Genomic DNA, 20,414 nt, shown 5'->3' with positions numbered 1-20,414 from the left:
ACAGTTTTGTAAAATAATTTCAAAAGGCATGACAAGTCTCAATGATAATGCGATAATGTTTAGTGATATTATTAAGTAAACGAAATAAATAATTTAAAGGAGTTTTTCCATGAAAGGAATAATTTTAGCTGGGGGAAGTGGAACAAGACTGTATCCATTAACGAAAGCGACATCAAAACAATTAATGCCGATTTATGATAAACCAATGATTTACTATCCAATGTCAACATTAATGTTAGCAGGGATAAAAGAGATTTTAATTATCTCTACACCTGATGATACACCACGTTTTGAAAGTTTGTTTGGTGATGGGAAAGATTTGGGTATCAAGATTGAATATGCAGTCCAAGAAAGTCCAGATGGATTAGCGCAAGCGTTCATCATTGGAGAAGAGTTCATTGGTGATGATAGTGTTTGTCTTGTTTTAGGAGATAATATTTATTATGGCGGCGGTTTATCTAATATGTTGCAGCGTGCAGCATCAAAAGAAAGTGGAGCGACTGTTTTCGGTTATCATGTGAATGACCCTGAACGATTTGGTGTTGTTGAATTTGACAATAACATGCAAGCTCTTTCTATTGAGGAAAAACCAACGGAGCCAAAATCCAATTATGCTGTAACTGGTCTTTATTTTTACGATAACGAAGTCGTTGAGATTGCAAAAAATATCAAGCCTTCTGAACGTGGAGAATTAGAAATTACAGATGTGAATAAAGTCTATTTAGAAAAAAATAAATTATCAGTTGAATTGATGGGACGAGGATTTGCATGGTTAGATACTGGTACCCATGAGTCACTATTAGAAGCGTCAACGTTTATTGAAACAATTGAGAAACGTCAAAATTTAAAAGTAGCTTGTTTAGAAGAAATTGCTTACCGTATGAGTTATATTACAAAAGAGCAATTAGTTGAATTAGCACAACCATTAAAGAAAAATGGTTACGGACAATATTTATTACGATTAGCAGAAACTGAGTAGGAGCGAATAGTATAATGAAAGTTATCGATACAAAATTGCAAGATGTAAAAATCATTGAAATGGATGTTTTTGGCGACCATCGCGGTTTTTTTACTGAAAGTTATTCTAAAGAAAAATTTGCTGAACAAGGATTAGATTTTGATTTTGTACAAGACAATCATTCCCTATCAAGCGAAGCTGGCGTATTAAGAGGTTTACACTTTCAAAAAGGTGAGGCAGCTCAAACAAAATTGATTCGTGTAGTGACTGGTGCGGTTTTAGACGTGATTGTGGATATCCGTAAAGGCAGCCCAACTTATGGACAATGGGAAGGTTATATTTTGTCAGAACATAACCATCGTCAATTATTGGTTCCTAAGGGTTATGCACATGGTTTTGTAACGTTGACACCAAATGTTAACTTTATGTATAAGTGTGATAACTATTATAATGCAGCTGCAGATGGCGGCATTGCTTTTGATGATCCTAACTTAGCCATTGATTGGCCAATCGATATCCAAAAAGCAATCACGTCTGAAAAGGACAAAAATCATCCGACATTAAAAGAATTTGAAGCAGAGAATCCTTTCGTTTATGGTGAAATCTAAAAAAATTTAGGAGCGATTTTGAAGATGAAAAAAATCATTGTTACTGGTGGAGCTGGATTCATCGGGTCAAACTTTGTTCATTATGTTGTGAACAATCATCCAGAAGTTCATGTAACTGTATTAGATAAATTAACGTATGCAGGAAATAAAAAAAATCTTGAAGGACTACCAACGGATCGTGTTGAATTAGTCGTTGGCGATATCGCTGATGCTGAATTAGTCGATCGCTTGGTTAAAGAGACAGATGCAGTGGTTCATTATGCGGCAGAATCTCATAATGACAATTCTTTAAACGATCCATTTCCGTTTGTACAAACAAATATTATTGGAACGTATACTTTGATTGAAGCATGCCGTAAACATGATGTTCGTTATCATCATGTCTCAACAGATGAAGTTTATGGTGATTTACCATTACGTGAGGATTTACCAGGACATGGAGAAGGAGCTGGAGAGAAATTTACAGCTGATACTCCGTACAATCCATCAAGTCCCTACTCTTCAACGAAGGCAGGTTCAGATTTATTAGTAAAAGCCTGGGGTCGCTCATTTGGCTTGAAAGCAACAATTTCAAACTGCTCAAATAACTATGGACCGTATCAGCATATTGAAAAATTCATTCCACGCCAAATTACGAATGTTTTAAGTGGAATTACACCAAAATTATATGGTGCAGGCAAGAATGTACGTGACTGGATTCATACTAATGACCATTCTTCCGCTGTTTGGACGATTTTAACTAAAGGTCGCTTAGGCGAAACGTACCTAATTGGTGCGGATGGTGAAGAAGATAACAAAGCAGTCATGGAATTGATTTTAGAATTAATGGGTCAACCAAAAGATGCTTATGAGCATGTAAATGATCGACCAGGACATGACTTACGTTATGCTATAGACTCTACAAAGTTACGTGAAGAATTAGGCTGGGTACCTGAGTTTACTAACTTCCGTGACGGTTTAGCTGACACAATTCAGTGGTATACAGATAACAAAGACTGGTGGCAAGCTGATAAAGAAGCTGTAGAAGCAAATTACGCTAAAAATGGACAATAAATTGTTGTGATTGTACTTTAGAAATAAACGCTCAACATACTTGATTGAAATAAGAATTTGTGAGGCAGGAGCAGTCCTGCCTTTTTTCTTGAAGGAGGAAATAATAATGATACTTTTAACTGGTGGAAACGGGCAATTAGGAACAGAATTACGTCATTTATTAGATGAACAAGGCTTAGAGTATGTTTCAACAGACTCAAAAGAAATGGATATCACAGATGCTGAACAGACAATGGCATTCATCACTAATTTAAAACCAGAGCTTATTTATCATTGTGCAGCTTATACCGCAGTAGATAAGGCAGAAGATGAAGGCAAAGAATTAGATGAAAAAATAAATGTGAACGGCACACAAAATGTAGTTGATGCTGCGAAAGCTGTAGACGCAACATTGGTTTATATTAGTACAGATTATGTATTTGATGGAACGAAAAAAGACGATATGTACAAAGTAGATGATCAAACCAATCCACAAAACGAATATGGCCGCACTAAATTGTTAGGTGAACAAATCGTTCAAAAATCAATGGAAAAATATTATATTATTCGTACTTCATGGGTGTTTGGTCAGTATGGACACAATTTTGTTTTCACTATGCAAAAATTAGCTGAAACACGTGACCAACTTACAGTCGTCAATGATCAATTTGGACGCCCAACATGGACTAGAACTTTAGCGGAGTTTATGACATTTGTGATTAAAGAGAATGCGCCGTATGGTGTATATCATTTATCTAACGATAATAGCTGCAGCTGGTATGAATTTGCTAAAGAAATTTTAAAAGATGTTAAAGTAGAAGTACTACCTGTGGACTCAAGTAAGTTTCCTCAAAAAGCTATCCGTCCTAAGTATTCTGTAATGGATATCAGCAAGGCTAAAAACTTGGGCTTTGATATTCCAACTTGGGAAGAAGCATTGAAAATGATGCTGAATTAATTGACTAAAAAAGCAAATAGACCGTATTTATTTGCTTTTTACATAGCTCTTGTATCAGTTAACCATTGCGCGTAAATTAGAGCATCTTTTATTTTACAAGCATCTAAGTTATAATTATTGAGTTGAAATCTTTAGTTACTATTGATTGGAGGAAGTACAAAATGAAAAAAATTTCAGTATTTGGTTTAGGCTATGTAGGACTTGCTAACGCTTTATTATTAAGTCAAAATGAGCAAGTGAAAGCCTACGACATCGTTGAAGAAAAAATTGATTTATTAAATAAGGGAATTTCACCTATAGAAGATAAAGAAATACATGCTTTTCTAGATAGAAAAGACCTAAATGTCGAGTTTTCGAAAGATTTCGAAGATGCGGTTAAATTTGGTGAGTACTTAATCATTGCAACGCCAACTGATTATAATGAAGAGAAAAATTACTTTGACACTTCTACTGTTGAAAATGTTATAGAACGAGCATTAGCTATTCGTAAAGATGCTATATTTATAATAAAATCAACTGTACCTGTTGGATATACAGATACTATAAAAGAAAAGTACCAAACGGAAAACATTATCTTTTCTCCTGAATTTTTACGTGAAGGTAAGGCATTATATGATAACCTTTATCCATCAAGAATTATTGTTGGTGAATGTTCTGAACGTGGGAAAGAAATTTCTACGATGTTTTTAGAAAATACAGTTGATAAGAATGCTGAAGTATTGCTGACTCATGCGACAGAGGCAGAAGCAATAAAATTATTCTCTAACACGTATCTAGCGCTTAGAGTCGCTTATTTCAATGAATTGGATACTTATGCTGAAGTAAGAGGATTAGATGCAAAGCAAATCATTGAAGGTGTTGGATTAGATCCAAGAATCGGTTCACATTACAATAATCCATCTTTTGGTTATGGCGGTTATTGCCTACCTAAAGATACAAAACAATTGCGTGCGAATTATGATAAAGTACCAAATAATATTATTGGTGCGATTGTAGATGCTAATACTACTCGTAAAGATTTTATTGCTGAACAGATAGCAGCTAGAAAGCCTAAAGTAGTTGGGATTTATCGTTTAACAATGAAAGCAAATTCAGATAATTTTAGATATTCTTCTATTCAAGGAATTATGAAACGATTGAAAGCAAAAGGAATAGAAGTTATTGTTTACGAACCAAACTTAGCTGAAGAAGAGTTCTTCAATTCTAAAGTTGAGAAAGATTTGGAAACTTTTAAACAACTTTCTGATGTCATTGTGGTAAATCGAATGGAAACAGCTTTGTCTGATGTTGAACAAAAAATTTATACAAGAGATATTTTTAAAAGAGATTGATAGCTGATAATATACAAAAAGCTGTTCTGAATCAGGTAAACGACTACTTCTCTTTGTTTTTTCCTAATTAATAAATTCAACTTTTTGTATGCACTGTTCGACACTGTAGCGTTGAATGCGAAAATTTAGTATAATAAACAGATTAATGAATTTGCTTGCGGTGCGATAACAGGTATTTTTATTTTTACAAAGCTGTTTCATTAATGTTTTTTATGATATATGACGATGAAGTTATCAATGTTGTCATTCTTCAAAAACTGAGATTTGAGGGAGATTTATTAATGTTTGAAAAAAAGAATAGAATTTTATTAAAAGAACTGGTAAAAACTGATTTTAAATTAAGGTATCAAGGAAGTGTTATTGGTTATTTATGGTCGGTTTTAAGACCAGTGATGTTGTTTGCAGTTATGTACGTGGTGTTCATTTATTTTCTCCGTTTTGGAGATGATGTTCCTCATTTTGCAGTAGCATTACTTTTGGGTCAAGTATTATGGGGCTTTTTCAATGAAACGACTAACTTAGGGATGGTATCGATCGTTAATAGAGGAGATTTATTAAGAAAACTTAATTTCCCAACATATATCGTTGTTGTTTCAGTTTCTATAAATGCATTCATTAATCTGATGATCAGTCTTGTTATAGTATTTGTCTTTGGATTGATCAACAATGTTGATTTATCAGTATTTGGCTTTTTGGCTCCGCTTATTTTCATAGAATTGTATGCTTTTTCATTGGGAATTGCGTTTATCTTAGCTACAGTTTATGTAAGATTTAGAGATATTGGGCCAATCTGGGAAGTTATTTTACAGATTGGATTGTATATGACGCCGATTATTTATCCAGTAACATTGATTATTGAAAGAGCGGATATTAGAATTGCGAAGTTGCTACTATTAAATCCTATGGCGCAGATGATCCAGGATATGCGTTATTGGTTCACAAGTCCTGTGAATGTCACAGTATGGCAATTGATTGATAATAAATTTATTATGGTTATTCCATATATTATACCTTTCATCGTATTGATAGTCGGGTTTTTGATTTTTAATAAAAATTCTAAGAAGTTTGCGGAGATTCTTTAATTATGAAAAATGACGTAGCAGTAAAAGTAGATGGTATAAGTAAAAGTTTCCGACTCCCAACGGAAAATACAACGAGTCTGAAAAGGACGATTGTTAATTATTTTCAGGGAATCAAGGGATACAGAGAACAAAAAGTACTTAGAGATATTTCATTTGAAGTTAAAAAAGGAGACTTTTTTGGGATTGTAGGACGAAATGGTAGTGGGAAATCTACACTACTAAAAATCATATCTCAAATTTATGTACCTGAACACGGTAGTGTAGAAATTAATGGTAAGTTAGTCTCATTTATCGAATTAGGTGTAGGATTCAACCCAGAGTTATCTGGGAAGGAAAACGTTTATTTGAATGGTGCTTTATTAGGATTTTCAACCGTTGAGATTGATGATATGTATGATGATATTGTAGAGTTTGCTGAATTATCGGATTTCATGAATCAAAAATTAAAAAATTATTCAAGTGGTATGCAAGTTCGTTTAGCTTTTTCAGTTGCGATTCAATCAAAAAGTGACATTCTAGTTTTAGATGAAGTTTTGGCTGTAGGGGATGAAGCATTTCAACGTAAGTGTAATGACTATTTTATGCAGGCAAGAGAAGATAAAAAGACGATTATTTTAGTAACACATTCAATGGATGCTGTCCGTAAATATTGTAATAAAGCAATGATGATCGATAAAGGTGAAGTGAAGATCATTGGCACTCCAGAAGATGTTGCGAATCAGTATTCATTATCAAACGTTTTAGATAGCGGGTCAGCTACTGTGATTGAAGGATCTAACGACGAAGAAAATGAAATTGAAGAAGAGCAAAAAACAAAAATGATCGAAAATTTAAAGGTAGAATTACTTTCTGACACAATTATAGATAAAGAGAACTCTTTAGTTGAATTTACAGTTTCATATGATGTGATTGACAATATGAAAACCTATGTGGCTTTTTCAATGGTTGATATTGATAAGAATGTTTGGATCTATAATGATAATTCTTTTGATTCTATGACATCTGGTGAAGGTCAGAAAAAATTTAGATATAAATGCAATCTAAATAGCATCAATGGTTGTACTATAAAGTTGAATGTTTCAATTCGTAACGATGGTGACGAACCTTGCGCTTTTGCAGATAAAGAAAATTCTCCAGTAATTATAGTGGCGAAAAAAGATAATATGAGCAAAAGCGAGAGAATTTCAAGTAGTGGTATTTTAAAAAGAAATGGTTCGTGGACATCAGAAGAGTAATTGTCTGTTATAGATGGATTTTTAAAACACATTTTAAAAAAATATGACAAAACTTAGATAAAGGTGAAGTGGAAATTGAAGGATTTAGTATCTATTATTATAACTTGCTATAATCATGAAAAGTATATTGCACAATGCCTAAAAAGCGTTTTTTCGCAATCGTATAGCAATATCGAACTATTAATTATAAATGACGGATCAACAGATAACTCTAGTCAAATTATTACAGAACTACTGCCAAGCTCACCCTACCAAAAGACAGAGTTTGTTTCACAAGATAATGCTGGTATCTGTGTTGTGAGAAATCAGGGATTACAGTGGGCTACTGGAGAATTCATTTTATTTGTAGATAGTGACAATTATCTTGATGATGATTATGTTGAAAAGTTGATGTTGACAGCGCAGAATGAACAGACAGATATTATTTACACAGATTTATTTGATGTTGATGCAAATGATGTCTTTATGGAAGCCAAAGAATTTGACTTAGAAACATATTTATCATCAAATTATATTGATAATTGCTCTTTGATCCGAATGTCAAAAATCAAAGATAGCAGATATGATATAGAACTTAATCGTAAAAAACTGGTTGATTATGATTTTATTATGAATATGATTTTGATGAATGGTGCCATACCCAAAAAATGTCATAATACAAAATTGAATTATCGAGTATTAAATGAGTCTATTTCCAGAAAAGATAACCATGTATCTGAAAGATTTTATTTTGAAGTTTATTTGTACATATTGAGTAAATATGTACAACTGTTTCCTATGGAAATTATGGAGGCAGTCAAAAATAATATCTTTGTATTGTCAGATAGAATAAGTGAACTTGTACAGCATATGGAAGGCGTAACGAAACATGTTCATAATCAAGAACATGATTTAGTTCAACTCTCGGAACAAATTGAAACATTAAAGAATGAAATTCTTGTAAGGATCGATACAGAAGAGAAAATATCCTTAGAAAATGAAAATTTAATAAACAAAAACACGCAATTAGTAACCGAACAGACAGATTTGTTAAATGATAACCAACACTTAAAAAATGTTATAGCCATGCTGGAAGTAGAGAAAAATCAAATTTTGAATTCTCGATCGTTTCGAGTAGGTAATCATATAATCAAACCATTTAGCATGGGGATGAAAATTATAAAAAAACCTCAATTGGTTGGTAAAGGAATTCGAAAAATAAATCGAGTTTTATCAAGAAAGGTAAAACAATTACCTAATATTAAAACAATCTATCTAAAACGTGTAAGAGAGATTCAGAGAAATAAAAATAACTATGATCAACCAAGTAGAGTTTTGATTTTTGTGATCTATGAAGATCAAGAAAAACTTCAAAAATATAAACTTCATTTTTTAAAAGCTCTTGCTGAAATTGTGGATAATGTTTTGATAGTGGTCAATGGTGTTTTACCAGAAGAAGATATTTTAGAGCTCTCAGAAATTGGACATGTTGAGTTAAGAAGTAATAAAGGCTATGATACAGCCGCATTTCGATATGGTATCAACTATTTCGGAAAAGATCAATTGAGTAAATATGATGAACTCTTATTAGTCAATGATACAAATGTCGGACCGATTGGGGATATTTCTTCTGCTTTTTCTAAAATGGCAAAAAGAAAATTAGATTTTTGGGGTATTTCATATGGGGAAGAACAAAATGATTTTACGCAATATAATAAGTATGGCTTTATCCCAGTTCATTTACAATCATATTTTCTGATTATTGAAAAATCATTGTTAACTTATGATGGATTTTACGACTATTGGAGAAGTTTGGATGATACTGATTCAAGAAACAAAGCGATAGGGAAGCATGAAACTGTTTTTACTAAACATTTTGAAGAGTTAGGCTTCAAACATGGCGCTTTTAATGAAAATAATGTTGATAGCCCAATGTACATTCATCCATTAAAGATGGTAAAAGAAGGTGTACCTTTAATAAAATATACTGCTTTTTCCAACTATAATAATGATAAATTTGCTTGGCAAGGTTTACTTAGAGAAACAGAAATACCTGACCTGATAGAATATATTAAGTCAGAAACAGATTATCCAATAGAAATTATTGATCAAATCATGGATGACGTTAAAAATAAACAGGCAAAAGAACATATATTGATTATTGATGGTGTAGAAAATGCTATTCCTCAATTGACTAAATACCGGGTGCAAAACAAAATAGAACAATTAGAATCACTTGGCTATGATGTTTGGAGTATAAATTTATCTTCTTTTCAAATGGGGTATGCGGAACATGCAAGCCATATAATCATTTATCGCGCACCGATTGATAATAAGCTGGTTGAGTTGATTCATTTGGCTCGGAAGTATAATAAAGTGATCTTGTATGATATAGACGATTTAGTCATTGATACAAAGTATACGGACCAGTTAACGTACGTGAAAGAATTATCAGCACCGGATAAGCAAAATTATGATAATGGTGTGATTAGCTATGGAGAGATGCTAAAATTATGTGATGGAGTGGTTACTTCTACACAAAAAATGCAAAGCGAACTTTTCAACTATAAAGATTTAGTATTATTAAATCGAAACTTAGCAAATATGGAGTTAGTCGAACTAAGTCAAGCAACGATGAAAAATTATGACGAATTTGATGAGAAAGTAAAGATAGGATACTTCTCTGGATCAATTACACATAATGAGAACTTCGAATTGGTGAAGGGGGCTATCATAAAATTACTAGAAAAATATGATAATTTAGAACTTCACTTAGTTGGACACTTAGATTTGCCTAGTGACCTTAAACCTTTTAACAATAGAATCAAAATTCATCCTTTTGTTGCATGGCAAAAATTGCCTGAGTTGATTAGTGATGTTGATATTAATCTAGCACCTTTGGTAACTTCAATTTTTAATGAAGCTAAGTCAGAAATCAAATGGATCGAAGCAGCCCTTGTAAAGGTACCGACAGTTGCTAGTGATATTGGGGCTTTTAAAGAAATGATTATAGATAATGAGACGGGGATATTGGTTTCTGATGATGAGTGGTATGTTAAGTTGGAATTGCTGATTCAATCCAAAGATATGAGGAAAGAAATTGCCGAGAATGCGTATAAATACGTTTTGGAGCATTGCACGACCAATCATAAAATAGATGAGTTAGTAGGGTATATTAATGAAAAAACAATTTGAAAAACCAGAAAAAATATTTTTACTATTGGCTTCTGTATTTATTAGTTTAAGTATTTTTTTGATGCCAATTGCTAGAGTTCCTGATGAGGCGAGCCATGCTAGAATGGCTTGGGGAATTTTATATGAGAAGACTGATAAGAGCTTTCAATGGCAAAAAATTGATAGTACTAAAGGAGAAATTGATACAGAAGAATATTATCAATTATTCACTAAGAAATTAGATTTTAGTAATGAGAAGGTCAAGCTTTCTCTGCCACCAAAAAGAATAATGCAATTGCCGCAGTTATTAGGTATGTCGTTAGGAAAGATTGTTTATCCATCAGTAGGAATTATGATTACCCTTGGACGCATATTCAACGCTATATTTTATATTTTGATGATGTATTTTATTATAAAACACCTAAAATATGGGAAAATGGCATTAATGTTTATATCTCTTTTACCGATAATGATTCAACAGAGTTCATCGCTTTCGTATGATGTCATGAATTTTGTTGCAGTCACAGGTTTCTTCGCAATTTTAAGTAATTTATCAGTAGAAAAATTACTTACGAAAAAATATATGATTCTGTTATTACTTGCTACAGTAGGATTATATATAACTAAGATCAATAATTTATTCTTAGTAGCTTTATTGTTGACTTTAAGCTTAAGACTCCCAGAAAAATTTGCTAAGACAAATGTCTGGATTGAAAACTGCGAAAGATTGACCAAAAAATACAAATATATTCTAATCGTTTTTGTCTTGGGACTTTTAATGACATTTTCAGTTTTTTACTTGAAAGATAAAGGCGGAATAACAAATTTTGCACAAGTAATGCTGAATACCATTTTAGATAATAACTTAAATCCTCATTTAAATACGTATTTAACAACTGGGATGTTTGGTTATTTAGGAATATTCGATTTTCAAATTCCTATGTGGTTGATCTTTATTGATATTGCTGTGCTAACAATTCTATTAATGAAAAATGAACCATATAAATTAAATAAAAGTTTCGGGGTATTGTCTGGTGGAATGTTACCTTTTCAAGCAATTGTTATTATAGGTGGTATGTATTTCGCATGGACACCTCTTGTCTTGGGAGACGATGCGTTGATATCCCAAGGAGCACAAGGAAGATACTTTACACCGTTTTTAATATATTTAGCACCACTCTTTATTAGTTGCAAAGAAAAGATGACTGTTGTTTTTAATGAAAAGAGTATAACCAAGCTTGCTGTAATTACGATTATCATGAATTTTGTTATGATGATTTACCTAATCCTTTTAACCTATTGGTTCCCATTACAAGAAGCTGAGTGGTTGATAAATTTAAGACAATTGATAGGATGATGATTATGAAAACAATTCTCTTTGTTTCACCAACAGGTACATTAGACAACGGAGCGGAAGTATCAATTTTTAATTTGATGAAATTTTTGGCTTTTGAAGGATACAAAGTAATAAACATCGCCCCAACACAGCAAAAAGTTACTGAAAATGATTATTCGAAGAGGTTTACAGAATGTGGCATTGACTGTATTTTGATAAATAGTCAACGCTGGTGGTGGGAAGATGCACCAGGACATTTATTTGGTACTGAGGCTCAGAGAGCTAACTCATATAGAGAAACGATCAAAAAAATCACTGATGTAATTGAAGAGAATAAAGTGGACATTGTTATTAGTAACACTGTAAACATTTTTCAAGGAGCAGTAGCTGCTGCATTAAAAGAAACGCCCCATTTTTGGTTAATCCATGAATTTCCAGAAAATGAATTTGCTTATTATATCAATAAGCTAGATTTTATTGATGACTATTCAACTGAAATTTTTGCGGTCAATGGCCAATTAAGTGAAAAAATAGCAGAGTTATTTCCTAATAGAAAAATAAAATCTTTTTCTCCGTATACGGAAATTGATACAATAGAGCCAAAAGCCGGAAAGAAACAAAGAATTGTATCAATAGGACGGATATCTGAACGAAAGAATCAACTTGAACTGATTCAAGCATTTGAAAATTTGAATCGCTCCGATATAGAACTCGTTTTTATAGGTGGATGGGATGAAGAGTACAAAAAAGAATGTACGGATCATATTAAAAAAAATCGAGTGAAAAATATTTCATTTTTAGGAAATATGGAGAATCCTTGGGAGAACTTAACAGATCAAGATTTATGTGTATTTCCTTCTGCAATGGAAACATTCGGTTTAGTCTATGTTGAAGCTTTATTAAATGGTATTCCTGTAATACTATCAGACAATCCGGGGCACTCTTCTGCGTACGAAATGTTTAAATTTGGACAATTATATAAAACTGGTAATGTTGAGGAATTAACATCATTGATTGAGACAACATTAGACAACTTTACACAGGTCCGAAAGGATGCTTTTAAATTTATAACAGAGGCTAAAAATATTTATGAGTTATCAGTTGTTTATAAAGAAATTATTAAAGAAATAGACACTAATGATCATAAACAAGAAAATTCAGTTCGACATATTAGTAATCTACTTACTTTAGATGAAAAGAAAAGCAAATTAGCACGTTTAGAATTTAAAGTCAGACAAAAGTTACAAAGAATTATTTATAAAGTATTTCGTAAATAAGAAGCAATTGTTTTATTATTTTTGAAACCTTCAGCATTTAGCTGTTAATAGTCTAGCAAAAGAAGTGTTTCCTAAGTAAACTTGAATATAATATTTTTAAATAGTACAATACAATTAAGTTATCAGTAGTGGAATCACTCTGTATTCTAAAGTGATAACTTAATTTTTTTCTGTGTATTATTTATTTTAATAGCTAATAGTGATAAGGAAGGAATAATATGGAAAAGTTAAAACATACCTTTATGATATGTGCTTATGGAGAATCTCCTTATCTTAGAGCGTGTATTGAATCTTGTGTTAATCAAACTTTGGTAAAAGCTGGAAAATCACAAGTACAGTTGTACACAAGTACACCAAATGATTTTATCGAAAATTTATGTAAAGCTTTTAATATTCCTATGTTTACTCTCCAAGGTGGAGGTATTGGTAAAGATTGGAATAATGCTTTATCATTTGTAGAAACAACCTATGCAACAATTGCACATCAAGATGATGTATACATACCTGACTACGGCAATCTTGTGGTCCAAACGTTTGAAAAACATAAAAAGTGTAATATTGTTTTTACTGATTACAGTGAGATAGACAATAAAGGGGATTTAAGAAAAAGGAATATCAATTTATATATAAAAACCGCTGGTCTACACATGTTATCTATATTACCGTTTAAATGGTATCAAAGACGAATTTATGCTTTTGGTAATTTTATTTCTTGTCCAGCTGTTACGTACAATATGGAAAGGCTGAAAGGCTTTAAATTCGATGAGTCACTGAAGATGACATTAGACTGGGATGCCTGGGAAAGAATCATGAAAAAAGAAGGCAGCGTTAAGTACATTCCAAAAAGACTAATGCTTCACCGAATACATGAAGAGTCTGAAACAACAAATAACACGATTGATAAAACAAGGGAAGTTGAAGAGCAATTATTGTTTGAACGTTATTGGGGAAAAAATATTTCAAAGCTCATAATGAAATTCTATACTTTTAACCAAAAATCAAATAATACTTAATTTATTTTTTAGGGACGGTAAAATGAAAACTAATAAAATTTTATTGATTATTCCAGCTTATAATGAAGCTGATGGAATTGTAGAGGTAATAAAAAAAGTAGAAGAATATAGACGGTCATGCTCTTACCATCTTGATTATGTGGTAATTAATGATGGTTCCACTGACAATGAAGAAGAGGTTTTACAGGCTAACAACATCAATCATATCGAGCTTGTTTATAATTTAGGCATTGGTGGAGCTGTTCAAACGGGCTACAAATATGCTTTAAATGAAGGGTACGATATTGCTGTGCAATTTGATGGTGATGGGCAACATGATATTTATTCTTTAGCTAAACTAATCGATCCAATCATTTTAAATCAAGCTGATTTTACTGTAGGTTCAAGATTTGTTTTAGATAGTGATTCAGAATTTAAATCATCTGGTGCTAGACAACTTGGCATTAAAATTTTATCCAATTTGATTCGTGTGTTGACAGGTGTAAATATTAAAGATGTAACTAGCGGATACCGAGCTGGTAATAGAAAAATAATCCAGCAATTTGTGGATAGATACCCAAGCCAATATCCTGAACCTGAGAGTTATATGTATTTGATAGCGAATAAGTTTAAAATCAAAGAAGTCGGAGTTAAGATGTTTGAGCGAGAAACAGGGAAATCGAGTATTAGCATCATAAATTCAATTAGCTATATGATTAATGTTTCATTATCGATATTAATTGCTTCATTAATAGATAAGGAGGAATATTAATGCCTTTTCAATTACAAATTTTAGCGGTTTTGATAGCGATTATTTTTTTTGTTTCTACTATTCATTTGACACGAAAAGGTCATGCTGAAGTTCGTCAGATGAACAAATGGCTGTTGTTAGGTATTGTTATGATAGTGGGTGCATTATTCCCTCCAATAGGAAATGCAGTAGCTAAATTGTTAGGCATTACTACTTTGACATCGTTAGCTCTTTTCTTATTAACAGGAATTCTCCTGTTTTTCTCTTTGGTTACGCAAATCACGTTGATCAATACAGAAAAACAGTTAAGAGTACTAACACAAGAATTATCTCTTTTAAAGAAGAAGATGAATGAAACAGAAGAGGATTAGTTTATGAATGGAATTTATTTGTCTCAAGATCTGACTCATGCATATGGGATCTTGGAAAAAATCAATAAGCAAATTAACGAATTTGAAAAAAATGATTTCCATATGACTAGACATATAAATGGGAAAAGGAATATAGTTCATTTATTAAGAAATCTAGTCCCATTTTTTTCAGAACAATACTTTAATACTAAAAATATAAACTGGAAAAATTTTGACTTTGTTTATATTCGCAAAGGTGCTGTTTTAGATAAAAGTGTAGTTAATTTAGTAAGAAAAGCGAAAAGACTTAACCCTAGTATAATAATAATTCTTGAAGTTCCGACATACCCTTATCTCGATGAATTTAATGGTTTAGTAAAACTTGATATCATGATGAAAGAGCGAATATGGACCCGAGAATTGTCGAAATATGTTGATAGAATAGTTACTTATTCAGATGATCGGGAAATTTTCGGAATTGAATGTATCAATATTTCTAATGCATATGAATTTACAACGATGAAGTTTGATAGTAAAAAAGTAGGTCAATCCATAAATTTGTTGGGTGTGGCGACGCTTTGTTTTTATCATGGATATGACCGATTGATTGAAGGGTTGAAAAATTATTATGCTGATGACAAAAAGAAAACAGAAGTTAGTTTTACCCTCATAGGAGATGGACCTGTTTTAAAGAAATATCAAAAAATGGTCACAGATTATAAACTTGATCATGCAGTTCATTTAAAAGGAAGAAAAAAACTTTCTGAGCTTGAAGATTACTATCAAGCGGCTGATATAGGTGTTGATTCTTTAGCAAGACATCGTTCAGGTGTTTCGTACAATAGTAGTTTAAAAGGGAAAGAATATCTTGCTAAGGGGTTGCCGATTATTTCCGGTGTAGCAACAGATTTAGATGAGCGGAAGTTACCTTTTTATTATAGAGTTCCTAGTGACGATACACCGATAGAAATTTCTGATATTGTCCATTGGTATGAGCAACTTTTGAATGATAAATCCAAAAATCAACTTTCTCAGGAAATTTACCTTTATGGGAAAAGTAATTTTACGTTTGATAAAACATTTTCTCCAGTAATTGAGTACTTGAAAGGAGTTATGCATGAGTGAATTAGTGAGTATTATTGTTCCTATTTACAATGTTGAAAAATATTTATTAGAATGCTTAGAGAGCCTTGTAACTCAAACATACAAAAATATTGAAATTGTATTGATTGATGACGGATCAACTGACCAATCTAGGGAAATCGCTCAAGAATTTTGTGAGGCTCATCCAGAGTTTAAAACTCAATTGATTGTGAAGGAAAATGGTGGTCAATCTAGTGCAAGAAATGTTGGTATTCAACATGCCAAGGGTACATACTTTATTTTTGTGGATAGTGATGATTTGATTTCTTCGACTCATGTAGAGATCTTATATAAAGCAGTGAATGAAATGAATGTAAAGCTTGCTATGTGTAAATTCACTAAAAATATTAAAGAATTATCTAACGATCTTTCAGTGAATAAGACATCTTTAAAAGGTGATTTTTTAACATTAGTAGAAAAACTATATGCATCAGATTATCATGCTGTATCAGCTTCTGGCAAAATTTATCATCGTACGCTAATTGAAGAAGTTAAGTTTCACGAAGGAATCATATATGAGGACGGTATTTTCTTCTATGAAATAATAGATAAGATCGATGAAATAATTTTAGTAGATTCTGTGTGCTATTATTATAGAACCACAGAAAATTCAACATTGACTTCTAAAATCAATAAGAAAAATTTTGATATTCTCAAAAAAAATGAACTTACACTTTCATTTTTCAAGAAAAGTCATCCAGAAGCACTGACACATTTTTATCAGAAGGCTATGAATGTAAATGATTTTATGGCTGTAAAGTGTATGGAAGATAAAACAACTTTATCGAAAGACTTGCTAAAAAAATTGTACTCACAGAATAAACAATATTCAAAAGGTTTTTTTCCACGAAATATGATCTATTTATCTTGGACAATGTATTATTTTTTTATTTTTATTATAAGTAAAGCTTATAAAACGAATCAGCCTGACAAGGATGTTTTCTTCAAAAAGTTGGTCAAGAGGGTTGTACGTTGATCATTTATGAAGCACACAAAATAGGGGGACTGTTTTGTGAGTTTCTTTAGATGGAAGGAAATATTCTAATCAAAAAAACTACGATAGACTGTTAATTAAAGAAGAGAAATATAGAAGGAAAGGGTTTTTAAATGAATAGTACTTTTCGCATAGGCATGATATTTACAGCGATTGGACAATATAGTGTTATATTGATTCAATTGTTGATAAATATCATTCTTTCAAGATTAATTCCAGTAGAGGAATTTGGTATCGTTGCAAATGCTCAAGTTTATTTGCTTTTTTTTCAACTGATAGTAACTGCTGGAATCGGACCAGCTATTATCCAAAAAAAGGAATTGAATGAGAGAGATTATGGTATCCTATTTAATTACACCATCCTTTTTTCAATTCTTCTAAGTATAATTTTTGGTTTTTCAGGTAATCTAATTGCACTTGCATACCATAATGATATGTACAAACCTTTATTTTGGTCAATGTCGGTTGTTGTCCTTTGTGAAGGAATAAATACGGTTCCTAGAGCTATTTTAAATAAAAGCCTGCGTTTTCGAGCGTTGAATTTACGCTTGTTTTTTTCAAGTTTTATTGGAGCTATATTTGGTATTACTGCCGCATTTGCCGGATGGGGTATATATGCTTTAGTTATTTGTAGCGCTGTACCGGCGATTGTTTCGCTAATATTAAATTTTTCAGCAGTAAAAATTCAATATACAAAAAGTTTAAACCCTCAACCTTTTTTATCTATTCAATCTTTTACAAGAAACCAGTTATTCTTCACTATTTTTAATTACCTTTCAAGAAATTCAGATAATTTGTTAGTGGGAAAATTTTTAGGTCCTGTTCCTATCGCTAACTATCAAAAAAGTTATCAGTTACTTACAATGCCTACAACTGTGTTCTTGGGTGTGATAACACCAGTATTGCAACCGATACTTTCTCAACACCAAGATAACGTAAAGTTAATTAGAGAAACTTTTTTCAAAATTATTCGCGTTTTAAGTTTAATTGCTTTTCCTTTAACAATTTTTATGATGCTAAATGCACAAGAAATAATCTTTTTCCTTTTTGGTTCGAGATGGTATGGAGCTGTGGTTCCTTTTTCTATATTATCGTTTAGTCTATGGGCTCAGATGTTGAATGCAGTGACTAGCAGTATATTTATGGCTCGAGACCACTCTAACAAGCTATTAGTAAATGGAATTATTTCTATTCTGATAATGATTCCTAGTATAATAATGGGAGTAAGTTTTGGAACGATTATCTATGTTTCAATTTTTGTATGTATTGCCAATCTTATTAATTTTATTGTGTCTTATTGGTTATTGATGACTAAAGTTTTAGATGGCAGACTGCAAGATGCATTGAAACAACTTATTATTCCAGCTCTTATGAGTATATTAGTAGCAATAATAATGGTTATTACAAATCCTTTCCTTAGCTTTTCTAATCTATTTTTCACTTTGTTGATAAGAGGAATCGTTTGGCTTGTAGTAGTAGTTATTTGTATGTACTTTTTTGGTGAAATTAAGGTAATCAAAAGTTTGTTCAAGGAAAACAACAATAAAAATCAATAAAATATTATCTGATAGAACTGTAAAAAGTAATTATATAAAATGATTTTCATGAGTGAAACAGAATATTATTACGATTAATACGTTGTTTCACTCATGATAAGTACTTTGTTTTTTAAGAAATTGAGATATAAGATGAAATAAAAGTATCTAAAAGAAATAGAAATGATATATTTTTAACTGCTGTCAAGCTACTATCTAAAGGAGTCTTTTTAACATCATTGCTTTATAAAGTTGAATGTTGTAAAATTAGAAAACTCATTAAATTCACTATAAAAAGTTTGGAGATTGATTTATATGAAGAAAATTTTTTCTTTAGGAACTGTTTTTTTATGTTTATCCACATATGCATATCCACCTATGCAAGTATTAGCAGAAGTTACATCAAGTCAAGAAGTAACTATTCAAGATACATCAAATACATATGCAAGTACAGATAATACACAGAGTGAAAGTTCAACAATTAGTAGCTCTAGCGAGGAAAAGACTGAAGTATCTAGTAGTACTACAAATAGCACTACAGAAGAGACTAGTCCTCTAACAGAAGAAAATCAGGATTTTTACGAACCACGTCCGTCAGATCGTTCCGACCTAGCTTCAAAAGGAAGAAGTAAAAGAGAAACTAGAGACGCAATCGATGTAGTGATGGCAGGTGAAACAAATCGTCCAACAGTCAGTTTTATTGATGTGTCCTCACATAACGGTACAATTACTGTGGCTCAATACCAAATGATGAAAAACTATGGGGTAAAAGGTGTTATCGTAAAACTGACAGAAGGAACAACCTATTTTAATCCTGAGGCAGAGTCACAAATAAGAAATGCTCAAAGTGCAGGCTTAAAAGTTTCCGTGTATCATTATGGTCATTACACTTCAGCTGCAGGCGCACAAGCAGAAGCAGCATATTTTGCTAGTAAGGCTAATGCACTAGGTCTATCTAAAGAAACAGTTATGGTATCTGATATTGAAGAACCAGCTATGCGAATTGATTCTCTAAATGCAAACACAATGGCTTTTAAAAATAAATTGAATAGTTCTGGATACAGTAAAGTTGCATACTATTTGTCAAGAAGTTGGTTGGATGTTGCAGGAGGTATTTTTGATACTGGACTATTTGGTAAGAATAATACTTGGGTAGCGCAGTATCCATATTCACCTACAGCTTCTCAAAATTGGAATAGTGACTTTTCTTCATGGCAATGGTCTTCAAATTTTTATTTTCCAGGAATTGCTCATGCATTTGATATAAATACGGATTATACAGGATTGTTTACCGGAGATGCAGCGTGGGATGAAAGTATTCCGGTTACAGGAACAACCTCAATTGTAGATACAACAGGCTCTGAGACTGTATATAATGCTACAGGAAATATAGAAATGGGTGGACAAATTCCAAAGTCTGTCCAATTTGCTACTTGGTCGGATAAAAATGGGCAAGATGATCTTCAATGGTATTCTGGTAAGAGAAATAGCAACGGGACATACAGCACAAGCATCGATATAAAAAAACATAAAGATGCAGGTAATTACAATGTACACACGTATATCCAACTTCCAAATGGAACAATGAAATTTATAACAAGCAACAAATTTACAGTTTCTACTCCAAAATTGAGTGCAGAAGTAGGAGCATATAACGCAAACAAAGGTACGTTTGATGT

Annotated in this window: 17 protein-coding genes; all 17 read left to right on the top strand. The window is 32.0% G+C overall.

Annotated elements, in window-relative coordinates; genetic code table 11:
* Nucleotides 1-109: 109 nt before the first annotated feature.
* Nucleotides 110-979: a glucose-1-phosphate thymidylyltransferase RfbA gene (gene rfbA, locus JZO69_RS01820; protein ID WP_207111204.1), complete on the top strand. Its 870-nt coding sequence runs from the start codon at nt 110-112 to the stop codon at nt 977-979.
* Between the two features lie 14 nt (nt 980-993).
* Nucleotides 994-1,566, top strand: coding sequence for a dTDP-4-dehydrorhamnose 3,5-epimerase (gene rfbC, locus JZO69_RS01815; protein ID WP_207111203.1), 573 nt, complete (start codon nt 994-996; stop codon nt 1,564-1,566).
* 24 nt (nt 1,567-1,590) lie between these two features.
* Nucleotides 1,591-2,619, top strand: a complete 1,029-nt coding sequence (gene rfbB, locus JZO69_RS01810; RefSeq protein ID WP_207111202.1) for a dTDP-glucose 4,6-dehydratase — start codon at nt 1,591-1,593, stop codon at nt 2,617-2,619.
* Nucleotides 2,620-2,725: 106 nt separating this feature from the next.
* Complete coding sequence (gene rfbD, locus JZO69_RS01805) at nt 2,726-3,556, top strand: dTDP-4-dehydrorhamnose reductase (protein WP_207111201.1); 831 nt, start codon at nt 2,726-2,728, stop codon at nt 3,554-3,556.
* A 161-nt stretch (nt 3,557-3,717) separates the two neighbouring features.
* Nucleotides 3,718-4,887 carry a nucleotide sugar dehydrogenase gene (locus JZO69_RS01800; protein WP_207111200.1) on the top strand — a complete coding sequence of 390 codons (1,170 nt, stop codon included), beginning with the start codon at nt 3,718-3,720 and terminating at the stop codon, nt 4,885-4,887.
* A 281-nt stretch (nt 4,888-5,168) separates the two neighbouring features.
* On the top strand, nt 5,169-5,969 hold the full coding sequence (locus JZO69_RS01795) for an ABC transporter permease (protein ID WP_207111199.1): 801 nt from the start codon (nt 5,169-5,171) through the stop codon (nt 5,967-5,969).
* 2 nt (nt 5,970-5,971) lie between these two features.
* Nucleotides 5,972-7,204 carry an ABC transporter ATP-binding protein gene (locus JZO69_RS01790; protein WP_207111198.1) on the top strand — a complete coding sequence of 411 codons (1,233 nt, stop codon included), beginning with the start codon at nt 5,972-5,974 and terminating at the stop codon, nt 7,202-7,204.
* 75 nt (nt 7,205-7,279) lie between these two features.
* The gene (locus JZO69_RS01785; protein WP_207111197.1) at nt 7,280-10,378 is read left to right on the top strand and encodes a rhamnan synthesis F family protein; all 3,099 of its coding nucleotides are present in this window, start codon (nt 7,280-7,282) and stop codon (nt 10,376-10,378) included.
* Entirely contained in the window at nt 10,362-11,714 is a 1,353-nt protein-coding gene (locus JZO69_RS01780) for a DUF2142 domain-containing protein (protein ID WP_207111196.1), read from the top strand. Before JZO69_RS01785 ends, JZO69_RS01780 begins: the two co-directional genes overlap by 17 nt.
* Nucleotides 11,715-11,716: 2 nt before the next feature.
* Nucleotides 11,717-12,970 (top strand): glycosyltransferase family 4 protein, encoded by a 1,254-nt coding sequence (locus tag JZO69_RS01775; protein WP_375270048.1) that lies wholly within the window; start codon nt 11,717-11,719, stop codon nt 12,968-12,970.
* Between the two features lie 218 nt (nt 12,971-13,188).
* Nucleotides 13,189-13,983, top strand: coding sequence for a glycosyltransferase family 2 protein (locus JZO69_RS01770; RefSeq protein WP_207111194.1), 795 nt, complete (start codon nt 13,189-13,191; stop codon nt 13,981-13,983).
* A gap of 22 nt (nt 13,984-14,005) precedes the next feature.
* Nucleotides 14,006-14,734, top strand: a complete 729-nt coding sequence (locus JZO69_RS01765) for a glycosyltransferase family 2 protein (RefSeq protein ID WP_207111193.1) — start codon at nt 14,006-14,008, stop codon at nt 14,732-14,734.
* Nucleotides 14,734-15,084 carry a DUF2304 domain-containing protein gene (locus JZO69_RS01760; protein WP_207111192.1) on the top strand — a complete coding sequence of 117 codons (351 nt, stop codon included), beginning with the start codon at nt 14,734-14,736 and terminating at the stop codon, nt 15,082-15,084. The genes JZO69_RS01765 and JZO69_RS01760 overlap by 1 nt, the downstream gene beginning before the upstream one ends.
* A gap of 3 nt (nt 15,085-15,087) precedes the next feature.
* Nucleotides 15,088-16,188 (top strand): glycosyltransferase, encoded by a 1,101-nt coding sequence (locus JZO69_RS01755; protein WP_207111191.1) that lies wholly within the window; start codon nt 15,088-15,090, stop codon nt 16,186-16,188.
* Complete coding sequence (locus JZO69_RS01750; RefSeq protein ID WP_207111190.1) at nt 16,181-17,182, top strand: glycosyltransferase family 2 protein; 1,002 nt, start codon at nt 16,181-16,183, stop codon at nt 17,180-17,182. The genes JZO69_RS01755 and JZO69_RS01750 overlap by 8 nt, the downstream gene beginning before the upstream one ends.
* Nucleotides 17,183-17,313: 131 nt before the next feature.
* On the top strand, nt 17,314-18,756 hold the full coding sequence (locus tag JZO69_RS01745) for a lipopolysaccharide biosynthesis protein (RefSeq protein WP_207111189.1): 1,443 nt from the start codon (nt 17,314-17,316) through the stop codon (nt 18,754-18,756).
* Between the two features lie 294 nt (nt 18,757-19,050).
* Nucleotides 19,051-20,414, top strand: a 1,364-nt coding sequence (locus JZO69_RS01740) for a GH25 family lysozyme (protein WP_207111188.1), incomplete at its 3' end; no start/stop codon positions are given.

It is taken from the genome of Candidatus Enterococcus ikei (genome assembly GCF_017316105.1).
In the GTDB taxonomy this organism is placed as follows: domain Bacteria; phylum Bacillota; class Bacilli; order Lactobacillales; family Enterococcaceae; genus Enterococcus_L; species Enterococcus_L ikei.
The sequence above is the reverse complement of the archived record's forward strand: the minus strand, read 5'-3'. Positions and strand labels throughout refer to the sequence as shown.

Bases quoted from the DNA above. Each gene is read 5' to 3' on its own strand.
- rfbA (WP_207111204.1), top strand. From the start codon at position 110: ATGAAAGGAATAATTTTAGCTGGGGGAAGTGGAACAAGACTGTATCCA.
- rfbC (WP_207111203.1), top strand. From the start codon at position 994: ATGAAAGTTATCGATACAAAATTGCAAGATGTAAAAATCATTGAAATG.
- rfbB (WP_207111202.1), top strand. From the start codon at position 1,591: ATGAAAAAAATCATTGTTACTGGTGGAGCTGGATTCATCGGGTCAAAC.
- rfbD (WP_207111201.1), top strand. From the start codon at position 2,726: ATGATACTTTTAACTGGTGGAAACGGGCAATTAGGAACAGAATTACGT.
- JZO69_RS01800 (WP_207111200.1), top strand. From the start codon at position 3,718: ATGAAAAAAATTTCAGTATTTGGTTTAGGCTATGTAGGACTTGCTAAC.
- JZO69_RS01795 (WP_207111199.1), top strand. From the start codon at position 5,169: ATGTTTGAAAAAAAGAATAGAATTTTATTAAAAGAACTGGTAAAAACT.
- JZO69_RS01790 (WP_207111198.1), top strand. From the start codon at position 5,972: ATGAAAAATGACGTAGCAGTAAAAGTAGATGGTATAAGTAAAAGTTTC.
- JZO69_RS01780 (WP_207111196.1), top strand. From the start codon at position 10,362: ATGAAAAAACAATTTGAAAAACCAGAAAAAATATTTTTACTATTGGCT.
- JZO69_RS01770 (WP_207111194.1), top strand. From the start codon at position 13,189: ATGGAAAAGTTAAAACATACCTTTATGATATGTGCTTATGGAGAATCT.
- JZO69_RS01765 (WP_207111193.1), top strand. From the start codon at position 14,006: ATGAAAACTAATAAAATTTTATTGATTATTCCAGCTTATAATGAAGCT.
- JZO69_RS01760 (WP_207111192.1), top strand. From the start codon at position 14,734: ATGCCTTTTCAATTACAAATTTTAGCGGTTTTGATAGCGATTATTTTT.
- JZO69_RS01755 (WP_207111191.1), top strand. From the start codon at position 15,088: ATGAATGGAATTTATTTGTCTCAAGATCTGACTCATGCATATGGGATC.
- JZO69_RS01750 (WP_207111190.1), top strand. From the start codon at position 16,181: ATGAGTGAATTAGTGAGTATTATTGTTCCTATTTACAATGTTGAAAAA.
- JZO69_RS01745 (WP_207111189.1), top strand. From the start codon at position 17,314: ATGAATAGTACTTTTCGCATAGGCATGATATTTACAGCGATTGGACAA.